Source organism: Bradyrhizobium yuanmingense, assembly GCF_900094575.1.
GTDB lineage: Bacteria > Pseudomonadota > Alphaproteobacteria > Rhizobiales > Xanthobacteraceae > Bradyrhizobium > Bradyrhizobium yuanmingense.
This window is the reverse complement of sequence record NZ_FMAE01000001.1, coordinates 34308-60275: the sequence shown is the minus strand read 5'-3', so window position 1 is coordinate 60275 and position 25968 is coordinate 34308. Positions and strand designations below refer to the sequence as shown.

23 protein-coding genes are annotated in these 25968 nt (G+C 63.0%); 7 read left to right on the top strand and 16 right to left on the bottom strand.

Features of this window, described 5'->3' with window-relative positions; translation table 11 throughout:
• Nucleotides 1-20 precede the first annotated feature (20 nt).
• From GA0061099_RS00280 to GA0061099_RS40990, 12 genes are all read right to left on the bottom strand, one after another.
• Entirely contained in the window at nt 21-1016 is a 996-nt protein-coding gene (locus tag GA0061099_RS00280) for an NAD(P)H-dependent flavin oxidoreductase (RefSeq protein WP_036005739.1), read from the bottom strand.
• 312 nt (nt 1017-1328) lie between these two features.
• Nucleotides 1329-1991, bottom strand: coding sequence for a hypothetical protein (locus GA0061099_RS00275; protein WP_036023292.1), 663 nt, complete (start codon nt 1989-1991; stop codon nt 1329-1331).
• A gap of 54 nt (nt 1992-2045) precedes the next feature.
• Entirely contained in the window at nt 2046-2243 is a 198-nt protein-coding gene (locus tag GA0061099_RS00270; RefSeq protein WP_244429315.1) for a hypothetical protein, read from the bottom strand.
• A gap of 564 nt (nt 2244-2807) precedes the next feature.
• Nucleotides 2808-3590 carry a fumarylacetoacetate hydrolase family protein gene (locus tag GA0061099_RS00265; RefSeq protein WP_081492906.1) on the bottom strand — a complete coding sequence of 261 codons (783 nt, stop codon included), beginning with the start codon at nt 3588-3590 and terminating at the stop codon, nt 2808-2810.
• The gene (locus GA0061099_RS00260) at nt 3590-4609 is read right to left on the bottom strand and encodes a 2-dehydropantoate 2-reductase (RefSeq protein ID WP_036023293.1); all 1020 of its coding nucleotides are present in this window, start codon (nt 4607-4609) and stop codon (nt 3590-3592) included. Before GA0061099_RS00260 ends, GA0061099_RS00265 begins: the two co-directional genes overlap by 1 nt.
• 180 nt (nt 4610-4789) lie before the next feature.
• Nucleotides 4790-5218, bottom strand: a complete 429-nt coding sequence (locus GA0061099_RS00255) for a CBS domain-containing protein (protein WP_036005729.1) — start codon at nt 5216-5218, stop codon at nt 4790-4792.
• A 174-nt stretch (nt 5219-5392) separates the two neighbouring features.
• On the bottom strand, nt 5393-6715 hold the full coding sequence (gene oxlT, locus GA0061099_RS00250; RefSeq protein WP_036005726.1) for an oxalate/formate MFS antiporter: 1323 nt from the start codon (nt 6713-6715) through the stop codon (nt 5393-5395).
• Nucleotides 6716-6960: 245 nt separating this feature from the next.
• Nucleotides 6961-8253 carry an oxalate/formate MFS antiporter gene (gene oxlT, locus GA0061099_RS00245; protein ID WP_036023315.1) on the bottom strand — a complete coding sequence of 431 codons (1293 nt, stop codon included), beginning with the start codon at nt 8251-8253 and terminating at the stop codon, nt 6961-6963.
• A gap of 409 nt (nt 8254-8662) precedes the next feature.
• Complete coding sequence (locus tag GA0061099_RS00240) at nt 8663-10162, bottom strand: tripartite tricarboxylate transporter permease (protein WP_036005721.1); 1500 nt, start codon at nt 10160-10162, stop codon at nt 8663-8665.
• A 42-nt stretch (nt 10163-10204) separates the two neighbouring features.
• Complete coding sequence (locus GA0061099_RS00235) at nt 10205-10702, bottom strand: tripartite tricarboxylate transporter TctB family protein (RefSeq protein ID WP_036005718.1); 498 nt, start codon at nt 10700-10702, stop codon at nt 10205-10207.
• Nucleotides 10703-10787: 85 nt separating this feature from the next.
• A complete protein-coding gene (locus GA0061099_RS00230) occupies nt 10788-11792 on the bottom strand; it encodes a Bug family tripartite tricarboxylate transporter substrate binding protein (protein ID WP_036023325.1) in 1005 nt (334 codons plus the stop codon).
• Nucleotides 11793-12260: 468 nt separating this feature from the next.
• Nucleotides 12261-12398, bottom strand: coding sequence for a hypothetical protein (locus GA0061099_RS40990; RefSeq protein ID WP_167361641.1), 138 nt, complete (start codon nt 12396-12398; stop codon nt 12261-12263).
• A 263-nt stretch (nt 12399-12661) separates the two neighbouring features.
• On the opposite strand from GA0061099_RS40990, the gene zigA reads away from it, so the two are divergent.
• Together zigA and GA0061099_RS00220 are read left to right on the top strand one after the other, a co-directional pair.
• Nucleotides 12662-13867, top strand: a complete 1206-nt coding sequence (zigA, locus tag GA0061099_RS00225; protein WP_036023317.1) for a zinc metallochaperone GTPase ZigA — start codon at nt 12662-12664, stop codon at nt 13865-13867.
• A gap of 123 nt (nt 13868-13990) precedes the next feature.
• Nucleotides 13991-15316, top strand: a complete 1326-nt coding sequence (locus tag GA0061099_RS00220; RefSeq protein WP_036023319.1) for an Hsp70 family protein — start codon at nt 13991-13993, stop codon at nt 15314-15316.
• Nucleotides 15317-15357: 41 nt separating this feature from the next.
• Here the strand turns inward: GA0061099_RS00220 and GA0061099_RS00215 are convergent, their stop codons facing one another.
• Nucleotides 15358-15936 carry a c-type cytochrome gene (locus GA0061099_RS00215; RefSeq protein WP_244429316.1) on the bottom strand — a complete coding sequence of 193 codons (579 nt, stop codon included), beginning with the start codon at nt 15934-15936 and terminating at the stop codon, nt 15358-15360.
• Between the two features lie 156 nt (nt 15937-16092).
• Nucleotides 16093-16536 carry an SRPBCC family protein gene (locus GA0061099_RS00210; protein ID WP_036023321.1) on the bottom strand — a complete coding sequence of 148 codons (444 nt, stop codon included), beginning with the start codon at nt 16534-16536 and terminating at the stop codon, nt 16093-16095.
• 346 nt (nt 16537-16882) lie between these two features.
• On the opposite strand from GA0061099_RS00210, the gene GA0061099_RS00205 reads away from it, so the two are divergent.
• Nucleotides 16883-17128 (top strand): hypothetical protein, encoded by a 246-nt coding sequence (locus GA0061099_RS00205; RefSeq protein WP_036023323.1) that lies wholly within the window; start codon nt 16883-16885, stop codon nt 17126-17128.
• A gap of 110 nt (nt 17129-17238) precedes the next feature.
• Here the strand turns inward: GA0061099_RS00205 and GA0061099_RS00200 are convergent, their stop codons facing one another.
• Together GA0061099_RS00200 and GA0061099_RS00195 are read right to left on the bottom strand one after the other, a co-directional pair.
• Complete coding sequence (locus GA0061099_RS00200; RefSeq protein ID WP_036023324.1) at nt 17239-17925, bottom strand: hypothetical protein; 687 nt, start codon at nt 17923-17925, stop codon at nt 17239-17241.
• Nucleotides 17926-18207: 282 nt separating this feature from the next.
• Nucleotides 18208-19185, bottom strand: a complete 978-nt coding sequence (locus tag GA0061099_RS00195; protein ID WP_074447483.1) for an AraC family transcriptional regulator — start codon at nt 19183-19185, stop codon at nt 18208-18210.
• Between the two features lie 384 nt (nt 19186-19569).
• Here GA0061099_RS00195 and GA0061099_RS00190 point away from each other — a divergent pair, with 384 nt between their 5' ends.
• The 4 genes from GA0061099_RS00190 to GA0061099_RS00175 all read left to right on the top strand — a co-directional run bounded on the left by GA0061099_RS00190 (nt 19570) and on the right by GA0061099_RS00175 (nt 25823).
• Nucleotides 19570-22872, top strand: a complete 3303-nt coding sequence (locus tag GA0061099_RS00190) for an outer membrane protein (RefSeq protein WP_141697543.1) — start codon at nt 19570-19572, stop codon at nt 22870-22872.
• Nucleotides 22873-22996: 124 nt separating this feature from the next.
• A complete protein-coding gene (locus tag GA0061099_RS00185; protein WP_074447482.1) occupies nt 22997-23827 on the top strand; it encodes an outer membrane protein in 831 nt (276 codons plus the stop codon).
• Nucleotides 23828-24051: 224 nt separating this feature from the next.
• A complete protein-coding gene (locus GA0061099_RS00180) occupies nt 24052-24774 on the top strand; it encodes a GrlR family regulatory protein (RefSeq protein ID WP_036023336.1) in 723 nt (240 codons plus the stop codon).
• A gap of 662 nt (nt 24775-25436) precedes the next feature.
• Nucleotides 25437-25823, top strand: a complete 387-nt coding sequence (locus GA0061099_RS00175) for an alpha/beta hydrolase (protein ID WP_050995893.1) — start codon at nt 25437-25439, stop codon at nt 25821-25823.
• Nucleotides 25824-25968: the final 145 nt, after the last annotated feature.

The following is a 25968-nucleotide window of genomic DNA, read 5'->3' as shown; positions in this document are numbered from 1 at the left end:
ACTCTCACGTCTTGCAGTGATTATTCCGCCGCTTCGCGTTGTGACTGAACGATCATCCCCTCGAGCCGGCTGCGAATGATCGCCTCCGCCTCGCGCACGATGCGGGAGACGAGCTCGGCACAGCTCGGGATGTCCTGGATCAGGCCCTGCACCTGGCCGGCCGACCAGATGCCTTCGTCGGAATTGCCGGTGGCATAGACCATCTTGCCGCGGGCACCGGCGACGAGCTCGCGGATGTCCTCGAACTTGGCGCCTTCCTTCTCCATCGCGACGACCTTGGTCGAGACCGCGTTCTTGGCCACGCGCGAGGTGTTGCGCATGGTGCGGAAGATCAGCTCGGTCTCGCGCTCGTCATTGGCGACGATCTTCTCCTTGATGAGCTGATGGATCGGGCTCTCCTTGGTGGCCATGAAACGGGTGCCCATGTTGATGCCCTCGGCTCCCAGCGCCAGCGCCGCCACCAGGCCGCGGCCATCGGCAAAGCCGCCCGAGGCGATCATCGGAATCTTGATCTTGTCGGCGGCGGCCGGGATCAGGATCAGGCCGGGCGTGTCGTCCTCGCCGGGATGGCCGGCGCATTCGAAGCCGTCGATCGAGATGGCGTCGACGCCCATCCGCTCGGCCGAGAGCGCGTGACGGACGCTGGTGCATTTGTGCACGACCTTGACGCCGTGTTTCCTGAATTCGTCGACATGCTCCTGCGGCTTGTTGCCGGCGGTCTCGACCACCTTGATGCCGCTCTCGATGATCGCGGCGCGGTATTCGGCATAGGGCGGCGGCTTGATCGCCGGCAGGATGGTGAGGTTGACGCCGAACGGCTTGTCCGTGAGGTCGCGGCAGCGCGCGATCTCCTTGGTCAGGTCCTCCGGCGTCGGCTGGGTCAGCGCGGTGATGAAGCCGAGCGCGCCGGCATTGGCGACGGCTGCGACCAGCTCGGCGCGTCCGACCCATTGCATGCCGCCCTGAACGATCGGGTGCTGGACGCCGACGAGCTTGGTGAACCGTGTCTGCAACATGATCTGTTTCCCCCCGCGCCCCGCGTGGCGCTTTGTTCTCGGTTGATGGCGGCAGGATGCCGCTAGGGGTGGGAAAAGTCTATTGCGCCGCCCGGCGGGGCGACCATGCGGAAGGCGAGGAGATTCCGCGGGGCGGATAATTGGGGTGCGCTGCTGCCTGATGAGGGCAAGCTCTTTCCTCAAACTCCGCCGTCATACCCCGCGAAGGCGGGGTATCCAGTACGCCGCGACCTCTCGGCTCTACCCTCGCAGTCTCTGGAATACTGGATTGCCCGCCTCCGCGGGCAATGACACCGAGAATGGGGCGAAGAGCTACTTCGCCGACAACCGCACCATCTGGCGCCCGCCGTTGATTTCCTTGAGGCTGTTGACGAAGTTTTCCGGGCGCTGCCAGCGATGGGGGACCTTCAATCCCATGAACTCCGCGATGTCGCCGATGAAGCCGGTACAGTTTATGGTCTCGGCATTCCAGACCGGCGAGCTGGCCTGCAACTCCTTGATGTAGGCGAACACGCGCTTGGCGTCGGCTTCGTTGAGATAGACCCGATAGCTCGCGGTCAGATATTCCGGATCGAGATCGCCGTAGCTGGCGCCGGTCTCGGATGGCACAAAGGTAATGTGACCGAGCACGTAAGCGAGCGTATCGCCGGCCGGTGTCAGGCCCGCAACCTCGACGGCCTTCTCGCTGGTCTTGCCGTACCAGACGAACGCATGGCCCCAGCTCGCAGCCGTGCGGGCGCGGAAGTCGACGTAATAGGGGCCTTTCTCCGCCCGCGCGACCGAGCGCCGCGTCGATTGCGGCTGTGGCCGCGGGGCAGTGTCGGTCGTAGCAAGCGCGTTCGCATCGGCAACGCGCTTGTCGGTCTGCTTGTCGGTCTCATGGGCCGAGGCCGAGGGCGTCGTGCATGAGAGCATAGCTGCAAGAGCGAAGCCCGCGAGGATGCAGGATCCCGATCGACCAGCTTTGTTCGTCACGCTATTCCCCCTCGACCATCGAGCGCAAATGTCTGACGCGTATTTCGCTGCGCGTCAGTAGCGCGCGGCGACCGGGCCCGGCGCCTTGCCGATCGGGGCCTTTCCAATCGGGTTCTTGCCGATCGGCATCTTGCCGATTGGCGCCTGCTCGCCCGGATAGGCTGGCACCGGCTGCCGGCGCGGCAGATCTGCAGCGTTTGCAGCCGTCGCAAAAGCAAGCGTGGCACCCAGAGCAAATACAATCTTCTTCACAGCGATACCCCTAGAAGGTTTGGTCCAAACACGGTCATGCCGTGCCCCCAGACACGCCTCCCAAAAGGGCGGCCGAATGCGTCCAAGTTGCGGCGCGCACGGGACATGTTGGCGGCATTGCTCGGGCGCGCGGAGATGTGATGTGTCTGGATGTTTCGGAGCGCGACCGACCCTGGTGCCGACAGGGGCCCGCTGGCTTACCGCAGAGCGCAGCACCGGGATTCCGTCAACGCCAGGCGCTGCGGAAGATGCGAGGTGGCGCCCACGTCCCTGTGCCGGCCCGCTTGCACCCAGGCCAGCCGCCAGCGCTAGGACGAAGCAACGTGCCCTGGGGCTATCGCTTCCCGAGCAAGTTCGACCGAATCCTATCGGCGAACCAGACCACGAAGATCGCGGCGAACGAGAGAGCGAAGTACAGCACGGTCCACAGCAGTGCGTTGCCGGCATTCGACATGTGCGTCCTCCCTTGCATCAGAAATCAATCTTTTGCCGGGGAGGGTAGCCTTGGCCGCGACGGCGGGTTTGCGCCAGATCAATTTTGCTGCTCTGCGGCGGCGAAAAAGTCTACAGCCGGAACTCGTTGGTGAGCTCGCCGATGCCGTCGATCGCGACGGTCACCGTGTTGACGGGCTCCTTCATCACGCCGACGCCGACCGAGGTGCCGACCGCGATGAGGTCGCCGGGCGAGAGGGTCATGTCGTGGGAGATCCTGCTCACCAGCTCCTGCGCGCTGAAGATCATGTCCGAGATCGGGTAGTTCTGCCGCTCCGCGCCGTTGAGGATGGTGCGAACCGTGAGTTTTGCCGGATCGAGACCGGTCGCGATCACAGGGCCGAACGGACCGTAATCGTCGATGCCCTTGGCGCGGGCCCATTGGGCGAAGGTGGGGTCGCGCGTCAGGATGTCGTTGGCGGTAATGTCGTTGACGCAGGTGTAGCCGAAGATGAAGCTGTCGGCCTCATCTGGCGAGACACGGGCGCAGGTCCTGCCGATGACAATGCCGAGCTCGCCCTCATAGGTGGTCTTGCCGTCGTAATGAGACGGGCGGCGGATCACGGCGCCGGGTGCGGCGATGCTGGTGGTGGCCTTGAGCAGGTACAGCGGCTCCGGCGGTTTGGGCTGGTTCAGCTTGGCCGCGAGCGCGTGGAAATTATTCCAGAGCGCGACGATCTTGCTGGGCACGCAGGGCGCAAGCAGCTCGACCTCCGAGAGCGCCAAAATCTTGCCCGTTGCGGCGTTGCGACCGAACATGTCGCCCTCGTGCACGGTGATGCCGGAGGACGTCAGCGTGCCGAAGCCCGTCGTCCCGCCATGGCGGAAGCGCAGCCATTTGGTCACGCTCGTCATCACGCCACCGCCAGTGCGCGCGGATCAGCCGGTGTCGAGACGCCGTCATAGAGGCCGGCGATGCGGGCGCGCTGCGTCACCATGGCCAGCACCGAATCCAGCGCGGGCGTCGGAATACCGGTGAGCCGGCCCATCTCCTGCACCACGGTGACGAGCGGATCGATCTCCATCGGGCGGCCGCGCTCGAGATCCTGCAGCATCGAGGTCTTGTGCGCGCCCACCTTGCGCGCCCCCTCGATGCGGCGCTCGACGTCGACGCGGAACTTGACGCCGAAGGTCTCGGCGATGGCTTGCGTCTCCACCATGATCGCGCGCGACAGCGCGCGCGTGGCGGGATCGGTGCAGATCACGTCGAGCGTGGCGTGGGTCAGCGCACTGATCGGGTTGAAGCAGACATTGCCCCAGAGCTTCAGCCAGATCTCGTCGCGGATGCGGTCGAGCACGGGAGCCTTCAGGCCGGCGGCGACGAAGAGATCGGCGAGGTGCTGCACGTCGGAGGTGATCTCGCCCGAGGGCTCGCCGAGCGGAAAGTTGTTGCCGTAGACGTGGCGGATCACGCCGGGCGCCTCGATCTCGGTGGCGGGATAGACGATGCAGCCGATGGCGCGCTCGGCCCCCAGCTCACGCCACTGCCGGCCGCCGGGATCGATGCTCTCCAGCGTCGAGTTCTCATATTGACCGCCGTGCTTGTAGAAGTACCAGTAGGGAACGCCGTTGACGGCGGTGACGATGCGGGTGTGAGGCCCGAGCAGCGGCTGCATCTTTTCGATCACGCCGGTGATCGAATGGGCCTTCAGCGTGATGATGATGAAGTCCTGCACGCCGAGTTCGGTGGGATCATCGGTGCAGCGCGGATGAACGGTGTGCTTTTCCTCGCCCGCGAGCAGCGTCAGGCCGCGCTCGCGCATGGCGGCAAGGTGCGCGCCGCGTGCGATCAGGCTGACGTCGGCGCCCGCGCGCCCGAGCTGAACCCCGAGATATCCGCCGATCGCGCCGGCGCCGTAGATGCAGATCTTCATGAAATCCTCGCGAGCAGAGACGGATTTTGGGACGAAAGATCCGGTCCGGCTCGGAAGGATCCGAGCCGGGGCCGGCAGTCGCAGGGGGAAGTTTTGCCGCTCTAAAGCGCGATGCGCTTTAGTCTATTGTTTGAGCATGATCTTGTCGGAAAACCGCTGCGCACTTTTCCGGATCATGCTTTAAGCCGCCGCTTGCGGCGTGCCGTTGAGCGCCTCATCCATCGCCGCGGCGATGTCGCGCATGCTGATGACGGAGACGAGGCTGTAATCGTCGATCACGGGCAGATGGCGGATATGATGACGGTTCATCAGATGCCGGACGTGCTCGATCGTGTCGGTGGAGGTGCAGGACACCAGCTGCTGCACCGAGACCAGCTGGGAGACCTTGACGTTGACGGCGCCCGCGCCGTGCTCGGCGACGGCGCGCACCACGTCGCGCTCGGTGAACATGCCAACCGCGGTGTTGCCCTCGGAGCGGACCACATCCTTGACCACCAGCGCGCTGATATTGTTGGCGCGCATCAGCTTGGCCGCGATCCCCACCGTTTCGTTCATACGTACCGTGACAACGCGCGGCGTCTTCTTGCGCAGAATGTCTCCGACCAGCATTGCAACCTCCCTGGGTGAGTGGTGAGGAAGTGTGGTATACATAATGCCAATCGTCAAGCGCTGGATTTGGCGGATCCGAAAAATCTTGCGACAGGCGTACTGACATTATCGCCGTGCCCAAAAAGAAAGGGGCGCATCGCTGCGCCCCTCTGCAAGCCGGCAAGGTGCGGCGCCTTACGCCGTCTCGGTCTTGGCGGTTCCGCTTGCGGTCTCCGTGCGCTCGGCTTCCTGGCCGAGGATGAAGGCGCGGCGCAGCGGCTTGATCACGAGCAGCGCCATCAGCGCCGCCGTGGCGTTCAGCGCCACCGCCACCACGAATACGGCCTTCCAGCCATAGGCGGTCGAGATCACGCTCGCGAGCGGGACGAGCAGGGAGGCCGTGCCCTTCGCGGTGTAGAGCATGCCATTGTTGGTGGTTGCGAACTTCGCACCGAAGGTGTCGCCGCAGGTCGCGGGGAACAGCGAATAGATCTCGCCGAACACGCCGAAATAAACCGCGGTGGCCAGCACGAAGACGACAGGCACCTGGCCATAGGCCGAGAGCGTCAGCAGCATCAAGGCCGCGGTGCCGAAGGCGATGAACATGGTGGGCTCGCGGCCGATCGTGTCGGAGACCCAGCCGAAGAAGGGTCGCCCGAATCCGTCGAAGATGCGGTCGAGCGAGATCGCGAAGGTCAGCGCCGCCATCTGGAAGCCGGCGAGCGTCACCGGCTTGTCGGCGATCTTGAAGTCGTGTGCGATCGGGGCGATCTGCGCCGCAGTCATCAGTCCGCCGGAAGCGACCATGACGAAGACGAGATACATCGCCCAGAAAACAGGGCTGCGCAGCACTTGCGGCGGGGTGAAATCGATCCTGGTCTGCGGCAGGTTGATCTGCTTCTTCTTCGGCGGAATGGAGAGGCGCGGCGGCTGGATGAAGAAGGCGAGCACGAACACGACGAGGCCCTGGGCGATGCCGAAGGTGAGGAAGGCGTGCTGATAGCCGCTCGAGGCGATCATGCTCGCGATCGGCACGATGGTGATCGCGGCCCCTGCGCCGAAGCCGGCGGCGGTCGCGCCCGCCGCGAGGCCGCGGCGGTCGGGAAACCATTTCAGCGCGTTGCCGACGCAGGTGCCGTACACCGCGCCCGCGCCCATGCCGCCGACGATCGCCGCCGCATAGAGCAGGGTGAGGCTGTCGGCGGAGGCGTTGAGGATCCAGGACAGTGCGATCATCACGCCGCCGAACATGATGACGATGCGCGGGCCGTATTTGTCGACGAACCAGGCCTCGACCGGCACCAGCCAGGTCTCGGTGACGACGAAGATGGTGAAGGCGAGCTGGATCGCGGTGCGCCCCCAGTGGTGGGCGGCATCGATCGGATCGACGAACAGCGTCCAGCCATATTGCAGATTGGCGATCATCGCCATGCAGACGATGCCCATGCCGAGCTGGAGCCAGCGGAAACCGGTGCGAAGCGGCGCGGCGGTGACGGCGCCGTCCGGGCTGGAAATCATCGAGAACCTCCCAGCGCCTGATTGTCCGTGACACAGGATCGCAAGACGACCTGGTGTCGCGAGTATTGTGGCTTATCGTCGCAGGCGCGACGCGGAGATTGGTATACGATATTCCAGATTGCAAGCCCTAACTTGTCACTTCTTGGTGGCTCCGCCCGCGCCCCGGCGAGGCGATGCGACGATCGCCAAAGAAAAAACGCCCGGCCGTGAGGCCGGGCGTCGTGCTTGCTGAATTGTATCGCCGGTCAGATCGTCGATTTCGCGACCACGACCTTGCGCCAGGGCTTGAGCACCGCGATCGCCAGCAGCGAAGCCAGGATGTTGGCGCCGGCCGCGATGATGAACACGCTGTCCCAGGTGCCCGACGATTGCTGCATGTAGTTGGCGATCGGCACCAGCAGCGCGGCGGTGCCCTTCGCGGTGTAGAGCAGGCCGGCATTGGTGGTTGCGAACTTGGTGCCGAACGTGTCGGTGCAGGTCGAGGGGAATAGCGAGTAGATCTCACCCCAGGCGAAGAACACGAAGCCCGAGAGCAGCACGAACCAGACCGGATCGTGGCCCCAGAGGTAGAGCATCCAAATGCCGAACCCTTCCATGCCGAAGGCGATGAACATCGTGTTCTCGCGGCCGATCATGTCGGAGATCCAGCCGAAGAACGGACGCGTCAGGCCGTTGAGCACGCGGTCGATCGTGGCCGCGAAGGTCACCGCCGTCATCGTCACCGCCATCAGCGTCACAGGGACGCTGTCGACCTTCCAGTCAACCGCGATCGGCTTCAGGTTCGCGGTGACCATCAGTCCACCCGCGCCGACGATCACGAACATGAAGTACATCAGCCAGAAGATCGGCTGGCGCAGCACTTCGGTCGGCTGATAGTTGCGCCGGGTCTGGATGATATTGGCATTCGCCACCACGTGCGGCACCTGGCCCGCTTTCGGCGCGAGCAGGAAGAAGGCGAGGAGGCAGATGATGATGCCTTGCCCGAGGCCGAAATAGAGGAAGGTGGTCTGGAATCCGCTGTCCTTGATCATGGCCTGGATCGGCGCCACGGTCAGCGCGGAGCCTGCCCCGAAGCCGGCCGCCGTGATGCCGGCCGCAAGACCGCGCTTGTCCGGAAACCATTTCAGCGCGTTGCCGACGCAGGTGCCGTAGACGCCGCCGGCGCCGATGCCTGCGATGATCATGCCGAGATAGTAGCCGTTCAGCGAGGTCGCCTGCGCGTTGATCGCCCAGCCGATAGCGCAGAGCACGCCGCCGACCAGCACCACGATGCGCGGGCCGTATTTGTCGACGAACCATCCTTCAACCGGCACCAGCCAGGTCTCGAACAACACGAAGAGCGTGAAGGCCCATTGGATCGAGGCACGATCCCAGCCGAACGTCTTCTGGATGTCGGGGACGAAGAACGTCCAGCCATATTGGTAATTGGCGATCATCACCATCGCCGCCACACCGATCGCCAATTGCGCCCAGCGATAGGCATCGCTTACGCGCGCGGCACTCGGGGCCGCTGCTGCCGACTGCACCATGTCCGTCATCAAAAACCCTCCCAAACGCGCCCATCATTTTTATGCATGCGCTGGCGCGCACTCTGGTATGCAATATGCCAAGATTCAAGCGAGGACGGGAGGGTGCGGCGAAATAGCGCGGGCTTGTTCACATGCGCTATGAGCGCGGAAAAGTAAAGCCCGATCGCGTCGGCGTGATGGCGGCGATTGCAGTTGATTAAAGCTAAGAGGCTGTTTTTACAGCGCTTTGTCTCGGATCGGCGACGTCGCGGGGCGTTGTTGAAAGCCTATGCACTTGGCGTTCTTGCAGGCCTGCATTGGTCGCGTGCGCCGAGGCGCCGTCGGCGGGGGACGGTGCAATCTCTGGAATTCTATATTCCAGAAGTCTGGAGTGCGGCAATTTGGCGTCGGTACCGATGCGGATTGCGCAGATCCCGCCTCACGCCATCGACGTGCGCAGCCGGCTGTAGCCTTCCTGGATCGCGGACCAGAACAGGGCGACCAAGCCGAGCGCCATGATGGTGCTGACGAGGCCGTTGGAGAAGAACACCCCGAGCGATCCTTGCGAGCCCAGCAGCGATTGTCGGAAGGCTTCCTCGGCCTTGTCGCCGAGCACGATGGCGAGCACCAGCGGCGCGAGCGGGTAATTGCACTTCTTCAGGAGATAGCCGATCACGCCGAACACCAACATCAGCATCACGTCGAAGGTGCTGTTGTGCACCGAATAGGCGCCGATCGCGCAGAGCACCAGGATCAACGGCGCGATGATGCCGAAGGGTACGCGCAGGATCGCGGCGAAGATCGGCACGCAGGTGAGTACGACGATGAGCCCGACGAGATTGCCGAGATACATCGAGGCGATCAGGCCCCAGACGAATTCCTTCTGCTCGACGAACAGCATCGGGCCAGGCTGCAGGCCCCAGATCAAGAGGCCGCCGAGCAGCACGGCGGCGGTCGGCGAGCCCGGCACGCCGAGCGACAGCATCGGCAGCAGCGCCGCGGTGCCGGCGGCGTGTGCGGCCGTCTCCGGCGCGATCACGCCCTCGATCTCGCCCTTGCCGAAATTGTTGCCGCGTCGCGCCAGCCGCTTGGCGATGCCGTAGCTCATGAAGGAAGCAGGCGTTGCGCCGGCCGGGGTGACGCCCATCCAGCAGCCGATCAGGCAGGACCGCAGCGATGTCATCCAATAGGCGGGCAACTCGCGCCAGGTCTGGAGCACGACACGAAGGTTGATGCTGGCTTTGCCGCCGCGGAAGGCGAGCCCTTCCTCCATGGTCAGCAGGATTTCGCCGATGCCGAACAGGCCGATCACGGCGATCAGGAAGTCGAAGCCGTTGAGCAGTTCGGTGATGCCGAAGGTCAGCCGCAATTGTCCGGTGATCGAGTCCAGTCCGACGGCCGCGAGCGCAAAGCCGATCATCATTGCGGCGATGGTCTTGAACGGCGGCTCCTTGCTGAGGCCGACGAAGGAGCAGAAGGCGAGGAAATACACCGCGAACTTCTCCGCCGGCCCAAATCGAAGCGCAAAGCCCGCGACGAGCGGCGCAACCAGCGTGATCATGACGACGGCAAACAGCGCGCCGACGAAGGAGGAGGTAAAGGCCGCCGTCAGGGCCTCGCCGGGCTTGCCCTGCTGGGCCATCGGATAGCCGTCGAAGGTGGTCGCCACCGACCATGGCTCGCCAGGGATGTTGAACAGGATCGAGGTGATGGCTCCCCCGAACAATGCGCCCCAATAGATGCAGGACAGCATGATGATGGCCGATGTCGGCGGCATGCTGAAGGTCAGCGGAAGCAGGATCGCGACGCCGTTGGCGCCCCCGAGCCCCGGCAGCACGCCGATGAGGACGCCGAGCGTGATGCCGATCACCATCAGCATGATGTTGTAGGGCTGCAGGGCGACCGCGAAGCCGTGAAACAGATTGGCCAACTCTTCCATGTCAAAACGTCCTGCAGCAGCAATTGAATGGGTGGATGGGTCTCACAGGCCGAGCCATTCCTCGAGCGGCCCCTTGGGCAGAGGGACGAGGAACCAGCGCTCGAAAACGAGGTAAGTCACGACCGGCATGCCGACCGCCACCGCTGCGACGGTCAGCCAGCGATAGCCGCCGAGCCAGCGCATGAACCAGGCGATGAAGAGCATCGAGCCGACGTAAAGGCCGATGAACGGCATTGTGCCGACGTAGATGGCGGTCGGCACCACGACGCTCATGACCTGGCGCAGCTGCCCCCATTCGGCGAACAACCGTCCGTCGTCGTCGCGCTGCGCGTTCCAGACGTTGATCGCACTCGCCGCGACGATGGCCGCGCCGATATAGAACGGGAAAAATCCGGCGCGCGGCCCCTCCGGGCCCCAATTGATGCCGGCCTTGAGGCTGCCGAAGATCACGATGAGGCCGAACACGCCGATCAGCAGCCCCATGCCGATTTCCAGCGTCTTGTGGGCGGGGCCGGATTCGGCTCGGGATCGTTCAGTCATGAGGCCTCCAGGCGGAAATGCAGTCTTTCGCAGTCGCTGCCGGCGCGAGGACGCGCAGCATCCTCGGCCGTCATCGATGCCAGGCTCAATTCGATGCGAGGAAGCCGGCTTCCTTCATCAGGCTTTCGTGCCGCTTCTCCTCCGCCTCGATCCACTTGGCGTAATCGGCGCCGGTCAGGAAGGTCGTGTTGAAGGCGCCGCTCTTCATGAACTCCTGCCATTCCGGCGTGGCGCGCACCTTCTTGAACAGCTCGACGTAATATTCGACCTGGTCCTTCGTGGCCTTGGGCGACATGAAGATGCCGCGCAGCATGAGATATTCCATCGCAAGGCCCTGCGACTTGCAGGTCGGAATATCCTTCCAGGCCTTGCCGTCGGCGATCGGCTCGTCATAGGCCATCGGCTGGGCGTCGAACACGCAGAGCGGACGGAGCTTGCCGCCGCGCCATTGCGCGACCGCCTCGATCGGGTTGTTGACGGTCGAATCGACGTGGTTGCCGACCAGCTGCACCGCGACTTCGCCGCCGCCCTTGTAGGGAATGTAGGTGAACTTGGCGTCGATGGCCTTCTCGATCCCGACCGTGATGATCTGGTCTTCCTGCTTGGACCCGGTGCCGCCCATCTTGAACGTGCCGCTTGGTGCCTTCTTCGCGGCCTCAACATAGTCCTTGACGGAGCTGTACGGCTTCTCGGCATTGACCCAGAGCACGAACTCGTCGAGCGCGAGCATCGCGACCGGAGTCAAATCCTTCCAGTTGAAGGGGATGCCCGTCGCCAGCGGCGTCGTGAACAGGTTCGACAGCGTGATGATGATCTTGTGCGGATTGTTCGCCGACGTCTTCACATCGAGGAAGCCTTCACCGCCTGCGCCGCCGGCCTTGTTGATGACGACCAGCGGCTGCTTCATCAGATTGTGCTTGGTGACGATGCCCTGGATGGTGCGCGCCATCTGGTCGGCGCCGCCTCCGGTACCCGCGGGCACGATGAACTCGACCGGACGGACCGGCTCCCAGGCGGCACGGCTTGCGGTGCTGCTCGCGCACGACATCACCATTGCCGCCAACGCGACATTCAGAACGAATGGCTTCATCTTGTTCACTCCCTGTCGAACCCTCAACGCAGCCGCTCTTTGTCGGCTTGCGTCAGCCCATCCCGAGTCACATGCCCCGGGTTTACCCTTGCGGTCTAGCACCCATGGCAGTCCCGATAGAAACTGTATGAGCAGGGATAACGCGCGGCATCCGCATCTTTCGGCTAAGGCTTCGCCAAGGCGCGGCAAACATGGCCACTCGGCCTTCCGTCCTGCGTTACGCTTCCCCGTCCTTACACTTTTGAATCGTGCAACCATTCTTGTTTGAATGGATGGTATGCGAAATGCCAGTAGACAAACAACCGGAATCGTCGGTTGGCCTCGGCGGACTAATCGTCGCAGTTCCGCTCGCCTGCGAGGGAGGGCGCTGCCAAACAGAAATGGCCCCGACAAGCGGGGCCATTTGGTCAAACAACGTGTTTTTGGCTTCTGTGCCGTCGCCCGTTCGGTGCGGGAGCGAAGGCCTTCTTACAGGCCGAAACGCGGCAAGTCCCCGTTGCGATTGGAGATTTCGGCGCTCGCCAGCAGCAAGCCGTCGATCGCGGCCATCAGGCGGGCGAACAGCGAGGAGGAGGGCGCAAGAGCGACGGAAGCGGTCTTGGACATCGGAAATCCCTTTCTTGAGAACAGTCAGTCTTGCTGTCTCATTTCTGGGAACAATCTATGTATGCCAGATGCCAGCGTCCATGCTCTTGTTTGCATAGCAGCATTCTTTCTTCCGCATTGCGGCATAGGCGGTGAACCCTGGGCGGGCCGAGCGCCTTGACAGGGTCAGGTCGAATAGAGAATGTAATGTTATAACATTACATAGTGAGATGCCGTGTCTCGTTGTCCTCGGCCCATCCCCCTCAAGAGGCTGTTCGATCTCCATGCCCAAACTCCCCGTCACCGTCTTGTCCGGCTTCCTCGGGGCTGGAAAGACCACTTTGCTGAATCACGTCCTGAACAATCGGCACGGCTTGAAAGTGGCGGTAATCGTGAACGACATGAGCGAGGTGAACATCGATGCGGACCTGGTCCGCGATGGTGGTGCCAACCTCTCGCGGACTGATGAGAAACTGGTGGAGATGACCAACGGTTGCATCTGCTGCACCCTGCGCGACGATCTCCTGAGGGAAGTACGTGCGCTCGCCGAAAGCGGGCGCTTCGATTATCTGCTGATCGAATCGACGGGCATTTCGGAGCCGCTCCCGGTCGCAGCGACGTTCGATTTCCGCTCGGAAGAGGGCGAAAGCCTCTCCGACATCGCTCACCTGGACACGATGGTGACGGTGGTCGACGCCGCCAACCTGCTGAAGGACTATTCCTCGACCGAGTTCCTCGGCGAGCGCGGCGAGGCGCTGGACGGCGACAAGCGGACGCTGGTCGATCTCCTCGTGGAGCAGATCGAGTTCGCCGACGTGATCGTCCTCAACAAGGTGGACGATGCCTCGCCGCAACAGCGCGAGGCGGCACGGCAGATCATCCGCTCGTTGAATCCCGAAGCCGACATCATCGAAGCCAATCACAGCCGCGTGCCGTTCGACCGCGTGCTCAACACCGGCCGGTTCGACTTCGAGAAAGCCCAGCAGCATCCGCTCTGGTACAAGGAGCTCTATGGTTTCGCCGACCACGTGCCTGAAACGCAGGAATATGGCGTGAAGAACTTCGTCTACCGCGCCCGCCGGCCGTTCGATCCGGCGAAGTTCGACAAGTTCGTCAAGGCATCCTGGCCAGGCGTGATCCGGGCGAAGGGTCATTTCTGGCTGGCGACGAGGCCGCAATGGCTCGGCGAGATCAGCCAGGCGGGAGCGATCGTGAGGACCGAAGCGCTGGGGTTCTGGTGGGCGAGCGTTCCAAAGGAGCGGTGGCCGAACGATGAGGCCTGGCGCAAGCGGCTCGACCAGTATTGGGACAAGCTGTACGGCGATCGTCGCCAGGAGATCGTGTTCATCGGCACCGGCATGGACGAAGCCGAGATCCGTGGCAGGCTGGACGCATGCCTTGTCCCTGATACGTCCACCATGGACATCGCCGCATGGTCCGCTCTCGCCGATCCGTTTCCGGCCTGGCGTCGAGGCGATCAGTCCAACTGATCGACGTGCCTGCCAGCCACGCGGCGTGAGGTCCGGGCTCGACCATCTCGGACCAGGTCTTGCAAGGGGACGGCAAAGCCGTTAGTGCTCTGCCCCCTTTCCAAGCATCATTCAGAGTGGTTCATGTCGAGCGCCTCGCCCGCCGTCTCGATCGGCATCGATTTTGGCACGAGCAACACGGTCGTTGCGCTGGCGGCGGACGACCGCCGGGTCGAAGCCATTCGCTTCGACCATGGCGGGCAGCGCCACAGCGTCTACGTGTCGGCCCTGTGCTTCTGGGAGGACCGGCCGGGCGCCGGTGCCCAGGCCGAGGGCGGGCCATGGGCGATCGAGCAGTTTCTCGAAGGACGCCACGTCTACCGCTTCCTGCAATCGTTCAAGACCTTCGCAGCGAGCTCGAGCTTCAACACCACGCAAGTCTTCCGGCAGCGCTACAAATTCGAGGACATCCTGGCGGCGTTCCTGCGCACGCTGGCGCGCCATGGCGGGGACAAGTTCGGCTTCGAGGCGGCGAACATCACGGTCGGCCGCCCTGTGCGCTTTGCCGGCGGCAATCCCGACGAGGCGCTGGCGATGCAGCGCTACCGCGCCGCGTTCGAGCGCTTGGGCGCCGGCCACGCGCGCTATGTCTACGAGCCCGTGGGCGCGGCATTCTCGTTTGCCCGCAGGCTGGAGCGCGATGCCACCGTGCTGGTGGCCGATTTCGGCGGCGGCACCAGCGACTTTTCCGTGATGCGTTTCTCGCGTACGGGCGGCGTTCTTCGCGCCGAGCCGCTCGGCCATGCCGGCATCGGCGTTGCCGGCGACACCTTCGACTATCGCATCGTCGACCACATCGTGTCGCCGCGGCTCGGCAAGGGCTCCAGCTTCCGCTCGTTCGACAAGGTGCTGCCGGTCCCGACCGGGCACTACACGAACCTGGCGCGCTGGCATCAGCTCGCGATGATGAAGAGCAACGGCGATCTGCGCGAGCTCCGCGAGCTCGCGCGCACCGCGCTGAAGCCCGAGCTGCTCGAGGACTTCATCACTATCGTCGATCTCGACCTCGGCTTTGCGCTTTACCGCGCGGTGTCCGACGCCAAGGTGGCGCTCTCGGCGCAGGACGAGGTGGACTTCCGCTTTAGGGGCGGCGGCGTCGACATCGGCGCGGCCATCACGCGGAAGAAATTCGAAGCCTGGATTGCCGACGACATCGCCCGGTTAGGTGCCACCGTCGACAAGGTGCTGGCCGAGGCCCGCATCGCCTCGCGCGAGGTGGAGAAGGTGTTTCTGACCGGCGGCACCTCGTTTGTGCCTGCGGTCCGAAAATTGTTCGCCGACCGCTTCGGCAACGAGCGCCTGATGTCCGGCGACCAGTTCGAGTCGATCGCCTATGGCCTGGCGCTGATCGGGCACAGTCCGGATCCCGAGCGCTGGACGGCAGGCGGAGGGCCTGCCGCGAAGGCATAGCAGGCGGCGTTCGGCGTCTGTGCGGCGACGCTGTTCGATCGCTATTTCTGCTGAATTCGGTTCAGGTAGTCGATCACCGCGAGAATGCGAGTCCGCACGACGACCTCCGGGTTCTGCTGCGGCCCTGCCTTTTGCCAATAATAGGAATCGACGGCGTGAGGCAGGTTGACGATGGGGTTGAACCGCTCGCCCCAGATCGGCATTTCACGGGTGCCGTGCGCCGGAACCGATTTCGACCCGTATATGGTTTCGTAAACGGCGTTGGTGGGAAACACCCCGTTGTTGTTCTTGGTCAACATGGTCAAGTCGGAAGGCCGGATCTTGAGCTGGCTGCCGACGGGTCCGCTGCCCCTTGCATCGGCGCCATGACAGCTCGCGCACGAAGACTGAAATTCCGCCTTGCCGATATCGACGTCTTCGCCCTTGGCCGCGGTGACGAAACCGGCGGCAACACCGGCAATGATCAACCATTCGACAGCAGATCGCATCATTTCGCCTCCGACGCGCGCAGGGAAGACTTCTGCTCCTAGCCGCTTCGCCGTCTTGACGGCTTGATGCATATCAAGACCGCACACCAGTGCCGCCGCGTGGGCAAAGGCGCGCTCCGCCGTGCGCGCCATCTGGCAAGTGCCGTTGGGTGGGCAAAGACGCGCTCTTCGCGCGCCGTGCCCACCATCTTTGCGAGGTTGAGAGACCGTTGGTGGTGGGCACGCTTCCGCCTTCGCTCGTCGAGCTACGGCGGACAAGTCGCTTTGCCCACCCTAAGATACTGACCGCTATTCATTGATCTCCGGCTCGACGAGCCTGGCCAGATTACGCAGCGATTCCTGCCAGCCGAGATAGCACGCCTCCGGTGGAATGACGTCGGGGATACCGGCCTGCGTGATGTCGATCTCGGTGCCGACCGAGACTTTCTTCAGGATCACGGTCACCTGGATTTCGCCGGGCAGGTTGGGGTCGTCGAATCTGTCGGTGTAGCGGAGACGTTCGCCCGGCACGAGCTCGAGATATTCGCCGCCGAACGAATGGCTGTTGCCCGTCGTGAAGTTCCGGAACGACATCTTGAACGTGCCGCCGACCTTGGGCTCGAAATGATGCACGGTGCAGGTAAAGCCGTTCGGCGGAAGCCATTTCGCCATCGCGTCGGCTTCCAGGAAGGCGCGATAGACTTTCTCCGGGCTGGTGGCGAGAACGCGGTGCAGGCGGACGGTATTGGGCATGGTTGTTATCCTCAGTGTTGATGGGCCCGAGCTGGCCTCTATGGCCCATTCATGTCACGAGGACGACGGGCAAGCCGCCGATCCGACAGGGGTCTTGCAGATTATTTGTCGCAGGGGCGGTCAACCTCGCGAGCCCGCCAATCGCCTGACTCGTCCGCCCTTGCTCTTAGGGCCTGATGCACGTCCCTTCTGCGCAAAGGGGGTATCGCATTTGCACATTCACCAGAGGTCGTCATGCGGGACAAGCCCCGCCATGACGACGTGGAGACTCCAGGTTTAACCACTGCAGGTGAGGAACACGGAGCGTTGCGACGTGTTGTTCGCGATCAGAACAGGAGACAGTCAGATGATCAAGAAGCTCATGCTGGGCGCAGTGATCGCCTCGATGATGGGATCCACCGCAATGGCGCAACCCAGTCAGCAACAGGGAGGCGCGCAATCCGGCGTGGGCGGAACAAGCGACACCACGAAGAACAATGACAAAACCAAAGGCGGCATGACGACCGGGACCTCGTCGACCGGCACCACGGACGGCTCGGGCAGCAGCACCCCTGGCGGACAATCTGCCAAGAAGAGCTCGACGCCCAAATGAGTTCAGGAGGCGCTCATTGTTCGGTCTACGACCAAACGATGGGCGCAAACTTCATGCCGTTGCAAAGAAGCTCTTCGCGGAGCAGCGGCGCGCTCTTTGATTGGCTCGGCCTATGCCGCAATGTCATTCGGTGTCATTGTGAACGCCAACCTGTAACGACCGAGCGTCGCACCATCCTGCGCGCCTGCGCTTTGAAGCGATGGCGGCGAGAGCTGTCCGGCGATGACAGCGTCAACCACATCGATATCGTAACCTGACACCAGAATGATCCAGTCGGCGGCACCGTCATTGCCGCGGATTTGCTGTTCAGTGGTGGGCGAACTCGTCTTGGGCGTATCGGTCAGGAGGAGGTGGGCGCCCGTCAGCCCCGGCTTGGAGGCGAGAGCGCCAAGCGTATTGAGAAGGTGGGCCTGTAGCTCGGCGGCCCGTCCGTTGAGCGGCGACAGCCTGATGGTGGCGAGCGCGCCTGCGATGCCGCCGCCAAAGCTCGCGGCGATCCGGCACTGACTGCGCACCATGCCGAGATGATGCGGCATCATCTTTGTCGACCACGGTGTCGGTGTATTCAGCCGGTCGAGATATCCCTTCGACGTGAGAACGCCGTAGTGCTCGAGCTCGTAGAGCACGAAGAAACCTTCGACGTCAGTCGTGCTGGTCCAGCGTGACCCGCGCCGAAAACCGGGAATGCTCATCCGCTCGGGAAAGTGCTCATGCGAATGCCAGTCGCCGAACTCGCTGCGCTGCTCCGGGCGGACGCTCCACCACATCGCGACGGCGGCCTTGCCGAGCAGTGACATGCTGACCTCCCTGCCTTGCGCGGGGCTATCGCATTTGAAAGCTTCTCCTTGCGGCCATCCTTCGAGACGCCCGCTTAGGCGGGCTCTCAGGATGAGGGCGGAGTGCGCGCAGGCCGCCACTAGTCATATGCGATAGCCCTGACTTTCTTGCGGACACTTTGCCTCAACACCAACAGCGGCGGCAAGGTGTCTCCGCCTGGCAAGCCGCAGCCACGACGCGATCGGAGGCGATCATGGTGCGTGGTGGACGCGAGCCAGCGGATCGCGGGACTGCGCGTCCGATCACATCGGCTCGCCGACATCGCGGCGATAATGCCTCGGCGAAGTTCCGAAGCGGCGGCGGAAACAGCGGTTGAAGTAGGACACCTCGTTGAAGCCGCAGGCATAGGCGATATCGCTGATCTTCGATCGGTTGTAGCGCGAATCGAGCAGCATCTTCCGTGCCTTCTGCAACCGCAGCTCGGTGACACGTTCGGTAAAGCTCGATCCGGTCTCCTGCAGCAGTTCCTGGACGTAACGCGGCGAAAGCCCTAACTTGCGTGCAAGTTCGCTCGGCGAAAACGACGGATCAGCGAAACGCCCCCTGATATCTGCGATCACGTCCTGCAGCCGCGCGGCACGCAACCCGCGCCGCGTCGCAAGCTCGGCTGAATCGCCGCGGGCGCCGAGGGCCAGCGCGACCAGATCGATGAGATGCGTGCCGATGTTCTCCTTCAGCACGAGGTCGGCATCGATGTCGGAGTCGATGACGATGGCGAGATAGCGCTCCAGGTGACGCAAGGCCGGCGATGCAGCCAACGGCGTCAAGGCAAGGTCCTCGAAATTCGGCAGCCGCTCGGCCAGCAGCGCGCGCGGCACCGTGATGCCGCGAAAGGCGATCGGCCCATCAAGTTGCGACGCGATCGGCGCGGCGTTGGTATAGAGCATCGCCTCCCCCGCGCCGCGAATGGCTTCGCGGCCTTCCTGCCTGATCAGCGTACTCACACCGTTGAACGTGGTGCCGATGATGTAGTCGCCGCGGGTATCGGCTTCGACGTGACGCTGGGTACGAACTGCCGTCTGAATATTAGCCTCAAGCTGGGTGACCGCGATATCGCCGAGTTTCAGGAATTCGGACCGCGAGTAAAACGGCGCATCGGGAAAGAACGAAATGTCCGCCGCGCACAAATGGTCGGTGAACAGGTCGAGCCACAGCCGCTGGCGCGCACCTTCGTCAAGATGCGCGGGAAGCTGCTCCGAAGCGAATACGACCTTGGACATCGTTGCACGGCAAAGTTCAGGTGTAACTTGATACCGCCGCAGAGTTTATCGCGGCGCAAGCGGTACGTGTGCGGTAAAGCGCCGCATTCTCTGCGAGAACCAATTGGCTGCGCGCACCAGTCTAAGTCGAGCGCGTCGCTGTCAAACTTCGTCATGCTTTGAACGGGCGAATGTATCCACCGAGCAACATGGATTCCGAAAAGGGCAGACGATGCGGAATCGTTCAACTCGGGTGCAGGCCAGGACAAGAAGCCGATGGCCATGACGTGTCAGTAACTTAGCCATCAAACGACGGCGGCAAGGGCGTGGTGCGCTACGCCTTTTGACGGGGCGCGTTCCTGTGGTTTTGGAGCGCCTGCTTTGGAATTGGAATTGGGGGGTGGAGTGAAAAAGCTGACATCACTGACGGGCGCTTCATTGGCTGGCGCCTCGATCATGGTTTCTGCAGGAGCTCTGGCCGCCGACCTCTCTGTGAAGGCGCCACCCCGACCCGCTTGGGTGGATAGCTGGGCGGGGCCTTATATCGGCGCCTATTTCGGCGCGGGTGCCGGACGTGTGACGGAATCCTCGACGGGCCGTTTCGGTAACAGTTCTGTCTCGACAAACGCCGGTGTTGTGACGTCGAGCTCGACTTTGGTCGGAACGACCGCGAGCAATCTTGCGGGCGATGTGACCGGTTCGATGGTCGATCTGTTCGCGGGGTATAATTGGCAGGCCGGGAGTATCGTGGCGGGCGGGCAGGTCGAAGGCACGGTCTTTTCCGATGTCGCGTTGAAGCCGTTCGGCAACGAGACGCTCAACAGCGTCAGCACCAACGTGCTGCTCGGGGCGGTGACCTCGACGGGTGCCCGCACGGCGATCGTGCAGAGCAACCAGCAGCTGCGCTCGCGGGTCGGGCTGATCGGCCGGGTCGGTTTTCTCGCGCGTCCGGATCTGCTGCTGTATGGCCTCGGCGGCCTCGAGCTCGGTCACTTTACCTTTGCCGACGGCGCCGATCCTTTCGGCGGTGACAACAACAAATGGGTGGCCGGCTACACGGTCGGCGCCGGCGGCGAGCTGAAGCTGACCGGCAATTGGTCGCTGCGCGGCGAGTATCGGTATCTGAACTTTGGCTTCAACCGGAGCGCAGCCGCCAGCTCAACGGCCAACTCGGCGACGGGCGCAACCACGTCCGTCTCGACTAGCAGTCAATCCTTTTCGTCACGCATAAATGCTGATTTCCACCTGGCCAAGATCGGTCTGGTCTACCAATTCGGTGATTCCGGGCCGCTGTCCGCAATGGCGGCGATACCTTCGGCAGCACGCGGGTCTTCATTCGCAAGCGCCTGGGGTGACAGCTGGGCCGGCCCCTATATCGGTGCTTACGTCGGCGCCGGCGCCGGGCGGGCAAGGCAGACCTCCACGAGAATCGACGACGAAGGCGGTGTCAGCGTCCCCGGCGGGTCGTCGGCATTCACGCAATCAGGATTCGGCAATCTCGCCGGCAATATGACCGGTTCGATGGTCGATCTGTTCGCGGGCTACAATTGGCGAACCGGCAATGTCGTGGTCGGCGGGCAGATCGAAGGCACCCTGTTCAGCGACGTCACCACAAGGATGGTCGGCAACGAGGCATACAGCTCGGTGTCGAGCGACAACGGCGTCGTCACCTCGACAGAATCGGGGACGAACAGCATCGAGGACCGGCAGCAATTGCGCTCGAACGTCGGCGTGATCGGCCGGGCCGGTTATCTGGTGACACCGAATGTGCTGCTGTACGGCCTCGGAGGACTGGCGCTGGGGCACCTGACCTATCCCGACAATTATCCCGACCCGGAAGCGCAGGTCAGCGACAAGAACGGCAAATGGGTGGCCGGTTATGTCGCGGGCGCGGGCGGCGAGGTCAAGCTGACGGACAGCTGGTCGCTGCGCGGCGAATACCGCTACATGCATTTCGGATATGACCGTAACGAGCCGTCAGGCAACTCGTCGACGTCCGTATCGGGCGGCGGCACCAACACGTCCACCAACAGCACCGTCCACCGGCGGCATATCGATGCCGATTTCCACGTCGGCAAGGTTGGACTGGTTTACCAATTCGGCGCGTCAGGCGCGCGGTCGGCGATGGCGGCACCGCCGGGCCCGGCCTGGAGCGACGGCTGGGCGGGACCCTATATCGGTGCCTATTTTGGTGCCGGTGCCGGACGTGCGGCGGAAACCATCGCAACGAACAACAGCAGGACCAGCACGACCACCAGCGTCGGGACCACGACCTCCACCAGCACTGAATCGGCGCGCGGCCGTCCCGTCGGGGACGTGACGGGCTCGATGGTCGATCTTTTCGCGGGCTACAATTGGCGCGCCGGCAATGTCGTGGCCGGCGGGCAGATCGAAGGCTCGGTGTTCTCCGACGTTACGTTCAACACCATCGGTCCTCAGACATTCACCTCAGTCGACACCTCGAACGGAGCTGTCACCTCGCGGTTCTCGGGCTCGCAAACCGCCGCGAGCCAGGCTCCGCAGCAGCTGCGTTCGAATGTCGGCGTGATCGGCCGGGCCGGTTATCTGGTGACACCGAACGTGCTGCTCTACGGCCTCGGGGGTCTGGCGCTGGGGCATTTCACTAACGCAGACGGGGACTTCAGCCGCGGCGATTCCAGCGGCAAGTGGGTGGCCGGCTACACATTGGGCGCCGGCGGCGAAGTGAAGCTGACAGGCAATTGGTCGCTGCGTGGCGAGTATCGCTATGCGCATTACGGCTTCGACCGCGACGAATCCAGCAAATTCGCATCGAACTCGCAATCGACCGGATCCTCCAGGACCTCTGTGTCCACCGACAGCACCCATCGTCAGATCAATGCCGATTTCCACACCGGGAAGATCGGCATGGTCTACCGGTTCGGTGAAGGCGGACCGCGTTCGGCCATGGCCGCGATGCCTGGCGCGCCCAGCGACCACTGGGCGGGCCCCTATCTCGGCGCCTATTTCGCTGCCGGCGCAGGCCGCGCCCGACAGAACCTCGCCTCGACGGCCGACTCCGCGCAGCAGAATTTCAATGGCGCCGTGCTAACGACGAATGGCGTCGTCAGCACGACGACCCGCGGCAATGCCGTCGGCGACACGATGGGCTCGATGGTCGACCTGTTCGCAGGCTACAATTGGCGAGCCGGCAATGTCGTGGCCGGCGGTCAGATCGAAGGCACGCTGTTCTCCGATGTCGCGTTCAAGACGGTCGGCGAGCAAACGAGGAATACCCGGCAAGTTTCCAACGGTGTCGTGACGACAGGTGTCAATCAGGTGGCGATGCAGGCCAGCGAGCAATTGCGCTCGAACGTCGGCGTGATCGGCCGGGCCGGCTATCTCGTGACCCCGAACTTGATGCTTTACGGTCTCGGCGGCCTGGCGCTGGGCCATTTCACTTTTCCCGATCCCGGCAATTTCGAAGGGCCCAACGGCAAGTGGGTGGCGGGTTATACGGCCGGCGCGGGCGGCGAGTTCAAGCTGACGCAGCGATGGTCATTGCGCGGCGAATATCGCTACATGCACTTCGACATCGACCGCAACGAGACACGGACCAGCTCGAGCACGCAGACCCTGGGCACCACGACCATTTTCAGGTCGAACGCAGACACCACGTCGCGAAAGACCAGTGCGGATATTCACATTGCGAAGATCGGTGCCGTCTATGGCTTCTGCTATTGCGACTAGGTGCACGGTGGCAAACGCGCATGCAGATGGTGGTTGCGATCACCTCTGTGAAATAGGCAGGCGAAAAGCCGCTACTGAATCGTTCCATGGGTGCGCCGCCTCTCGGCGCAATTTGAGGGAAGTCATGAAATCCATTGTCTCCGGTACTCTCCTGATCTCGGCTCTCTGTCTCTCCCACGCCGCCTCCGCGGCCGATCTCGGCAGGGCTTACACCAAGGCGCCGCCCGCGCCGGTCGCATTCAGCTGGACCGGTTTTTACGCCGGCGTGCATGGCGGTTATGGCTGGAGCGATCCGACCGCGACCTTCGATCCCGGCGCGCTCGCAACCGGGACGGTGCCCGGCTATGTCGTCACGGGCGGGACTGGGCCGTTCACCCTGGATGTGGGCCCCAAGGGCGGATTCGGCGGCGGCCAAATCGGCTATAACTGGCAGTCCGGCACGTTCGTGTACGGTCTGGAAGCGGATGTCAGCGGCGCAGCCATTAAGGAGACGGCGAGCCGCCCCTTCAGCGTCACCGGAACGATCGGCGGCGACAATGGCGCCTTCACCGGCGTGTTCAATCTCAAGCAGGAAATCGATGTCTTCGGCACGGTTCGCGGACGTCTCGGCTATGCGGCGAACAATGTGCTGATCTACGGTACCGGTGGCTTCGCCTGGGGCCACGTCAAGAACAGCATCTTCACCTCCAATCTCGCCACGCCGAACATTGCCAACTTCAATGGCTTCTTCCCGGCCCTGACGCGAAGCGCATCCTCGTCGGAGGTCCAGGTGGGTTTCTCCGCGGGTGGCGGCCTGGAATGGGCTTTCGACCCGCGCTGGACATTCAAGGCCGAGTACATCTACATCAATCTCGGAAAGTCGAACGGCAATGCGCTTGCATTCCCCGGCGCGTCCTTCACGGACACCGAGGTTCAGCTTCATACGGCCAAGGGCGGCATCAACCATCGGTTTTGACTGAATGGATTTTGTGGTGCTTAGTGGTGGTAACGCAGGCGCGGCCAGTAGCGAACCACGGGCAGCGCAGAGCAAGTCTGCTCTGCCCCGAACTCGGACGTCAACTTGTTCGGCTATCGCGAGGGCGTCATCGACTCCGATGTCGAAATAATCGAACGGTACTCTCGGTCTTCCGAGACTAGCCGCTGAGCAAAAGAGGAGTCCGAGTCAATCGGTGGTGCCGGATGAACGAGTTATCAAGCACTTTCGACGGCCTCTTCAAGAGTGAATTCTCGATCAATCAAATGGTTGGCCGGAGCGTCACGTACGTGCGCCGGGGCAAGTTGCTGGGCGGCAATTCAGGGTTTGCTCATATAGGGAATTACCAGGTCGAGGGGGACTCAATCCGTGTCGATGTGACCAGCCGACGACACAATTTTGGCGCCGATCATCAGTCTTTGCTCGGTTCCGACGTCTCGTCAATTTCCGTCGTCGGAAGGGCGGTTGGTAAGGCCTTTCACTTCGAGGGCAGCTCCCCGCAGGTGCCCGGTGCCGTCTTTCGATCCATCATGACCCCGCTGGATGAAAGCGACCTTCCGGCGCCCGGGATGATTGGTGAAGGTGGCATTTCCAACGGATTGTACTCCATCCATCTCAAAATCTTGGACGGCGTCCCCGGCGGCCTGACTGGAGTGATGCTATTGAACAACGGCCGTATCCTGGGTGGCGATGCCTTCTTCTACTATCTGGGGTCATATTCCTCCTCCAGCGGTCGATGGAGAGGGCAGATGGTCAATCAAGAGCATACGCCGGCGCGAGGGGAAGACCCGGTATTCGGCGGACACGAGATTGGAATTGGTTTTTCCGGGACGTGCGATGCCAAGGGCGGTTTCCTCGAGGGCACGGCGCTTGCGGGCAAGCGCAGCATCAGGTTCGAAGCTGATCTGAAATTGATCTGCGCTGCTTAGGAAGCGCGAAAGCTGATGGGCGCAGCTGCCGGGCGACGCTAGAAGATCGGTTTCGCTCGGAGTTGGTCCGTCCGCGTCAATAGCACTGAGCCCTGCAAGGGAGGCGAGAAGTGCACTCAAAGAAAAAACGAGCACTACTCTATGGACGCTGATCTTAATACTCGTCTCAATCTGGGGGGGCGCCTGGATTGAGGAGAAGCTGTTCGGCCACACGACCCACTTAGGCACCTTTATCGGGTGGATTGTCGGACTGACGATCCACTATGGCATAGATCACTTCCGAAATTCGAAACGGGACGCCATCGAGGGGGAGCGCCGGGGAGCCGGAGAGCAATGAACGTCAGGCTGAAGGGAATGCATCAGCTCCCCTGAGAGGAGTGACGGCGAGTGAAAATCGCCTATGGGCTCGTCGCTGACGTCCTTGCGCCTCGCGAGCCTGCGATGCCGCCGCCAAAGCTCGCGGCGATCCGGCACTGGCTGCGCAGCATGCAGAGATGATGCGGCATCATCTTTGTCGACCAGGGTGTCGGCGCATTGAGCCGGTCGAGATAGCCAACGAGCACGGACGCCGATGAACCTCATCCTGAGGAGGCGCGTGAGCGCCGTCTCGAAGGACGAGGCGTGCGCGCAGGCCGGCACCAGTCAATGCGAAGGACAGGGCCGTGATCGATCCTGCAAGGGTCGGCTTCGTCGGTTTCTCGCTCGGCGGGGCGACCGGCCTCGTGCTGATGGGGATCAAGCCGGATTTCGCCAGGGTCGCCAGCCTCTGCAAGGAGACGACCGGCATGTGCGCACAGCTTCACAACGGCGAGACGCCGCCCGAGCCGATACAGGACGCGCGCATTCGCGCCGCCGTCATCGTTGATCCCGCACCGGCGACCCTGACGCGAGACACCGCGGACGGTGTAATGCTAAGGGACACGACGAGCGACCATGGTGCGAGCTACGATCTGATTGCAATTAAGCCGGACCGCGCCCCAGTTGACCTCGCCTCCGTGCTGCCGCCGGCCCGTTTATTTGTGCGTGCCACCTGGGGAATACCTGATTAGTTCGGCTGTACTTCTTCCGCTTCTGGCCCTTGGCAGACCTATTGCGGCTTCGTGTTCGACAGCAGCTTTTGACCCGAAGCAGTCATTGCACCCGGTATAGTCTCACGAAAAAAGTGCTAAGTTGATCTTCCCACAGGCGTGATCC

Excerpts from the sequence above, each read along its gene's own strand:
- GA0061099_RS00280 (WP_036005739.1), bottom strand. The coding sequence starts at position 1,016 with ATGTTGCAGACACGGTTCACCAAGCTCGTCGGCGTCCAGCACCCGATC.
- GA0061099_RS00265 (WP_081492906.1), bottom strand. The coding sequence starts at position 3,590 with ATGACGAGCGTGACCAAATGGCTGCGCTTCCGCCATGGCGGGACGACG.
- GA0061099_RS00260 (WP_036023293.1), bottom strand. The coding sequence starts at position 4,609 with ATGAAGATCTGCATCTACGGCGCCGGCGCGATCGGCGGATATCTCGGG.
- GA0061099_RS00255 (WP_036005729.1), bottom strand. The coding sequence starts at position 5,218 with ATGCTGGTCGGAGACATTCTGCGCAAGAAGACGCCGCGCGTTGTCACG.
- oxlT (WP_036005726.1), bottom strand. The coding sequence starts at position 6,715 with ATGATTTCCAGCCCGGACGGCGCCGTCACCGCCGCGCCGCTTCGCACC.
- oxlT (WP_036023315.1), bottom strand. The coding sequence starts at position 8,253 with ATGACGGACATGGTGCAGTCGGCAGCAGCGGCCCCGAGTGCCGCGCGC.
- GA0061099_RS00240 (WP_036005721.1), bottom strand. The coding sequence starts at position 10,162 with ATGGAAGAGTTGGCCAATCTGTTTCACGGCTTCGCGGTCGCCCTGCAG.
- GA0061099_RS00235 (WP_036005718.1), bottom strand. The coding sequence starts at position 10,702 with ATGACTGAACGATCCCGAGCCGAATCCGGCCCCGCCCACAAGACGCTG.
- GA0061099_RS00230 (WP_036023325.1), bottom strand. The coding sequence starts at position 11,792 with ATGAAGCCATTCGTTCTGAATGTCGCGTTGGCGGCAATGGTGATGTCG.
- GA0061099_RS40990 (WP_167361641.1), bottom strand. The coding sequence starts at position 12,398 with ATGTCCAAGACCGCTTCCGTCGCTCTTGCGCCCTCCTCCTCGCTGTTC.
- zigA (WP_036023317.1), top strand. The coding sequence starts at position 12,662 with ATGCCCAAACTCCCCGTCACCGTCTTGTCCGGCTTCCTCGGGGCTGGA.
- GA0061099_RS00220 (WP_036023319.1), top strand. The coding sequence starts at position 13,991 with ATGTCGAGCGCCTCGCCCGCCGTCTCGATCGGCATCGATTTTGGCACG.
- GA0061099_RS00215 (WP_244429316.1), bottom strand. The coding sequence starts at position 15,936 with ATGGCGCGCACGGCGGAGCGCGCCTTTGCCCACGCGGCGGCACTGGTG.
- GA0061099_RS00210 (WP_036023321.1), bottom strand. The coding sequence starts at position 16,536 with ATGCCCAATACCGTCCGCCTGCACCGCGTTCTCGCCACCAGCCCGGAG.
- GA0061099_RS00205 (WP_036023323.1), top strand. The coding sequence starts at position 16,883 with ATGATCAAGAAGCTCATGCTGGGCGCAGTGATCGCCTCGATGATGGGA.
- GA0061099_RS00200 (WP_036023324.1), bottom strand. The coding sequence starts at position 17,925 with ATGTCACTGCTCGGCAAGGCCGCCGTCGCGATGTGGTGGAGCGTCCGC.
- GA0061099_RS00195 (WP_074447483.1), bottom strand. The coding sequence starts at position 19,185 with ATGTCCAAGGTCGTATTCGCTTCGGAGCAGCTTCCCGCGCATCTTGAC.
- GA0061099_RS00185 (WP_074447482.1), top strand. The coding sequence starts at position 22,997 with ATGAAATCCATTGTCTCCGGTACTCTCCTGATCTCGGCTCTCTGTCTC.
- GA0061099_RS00180 (WP_036023336.1), top strand. The coding sequence starts at position 24,052 with ATGAACGAGTTATCAAGCACTTTCGACGGCCTCTTCAAGAGTGAATTC.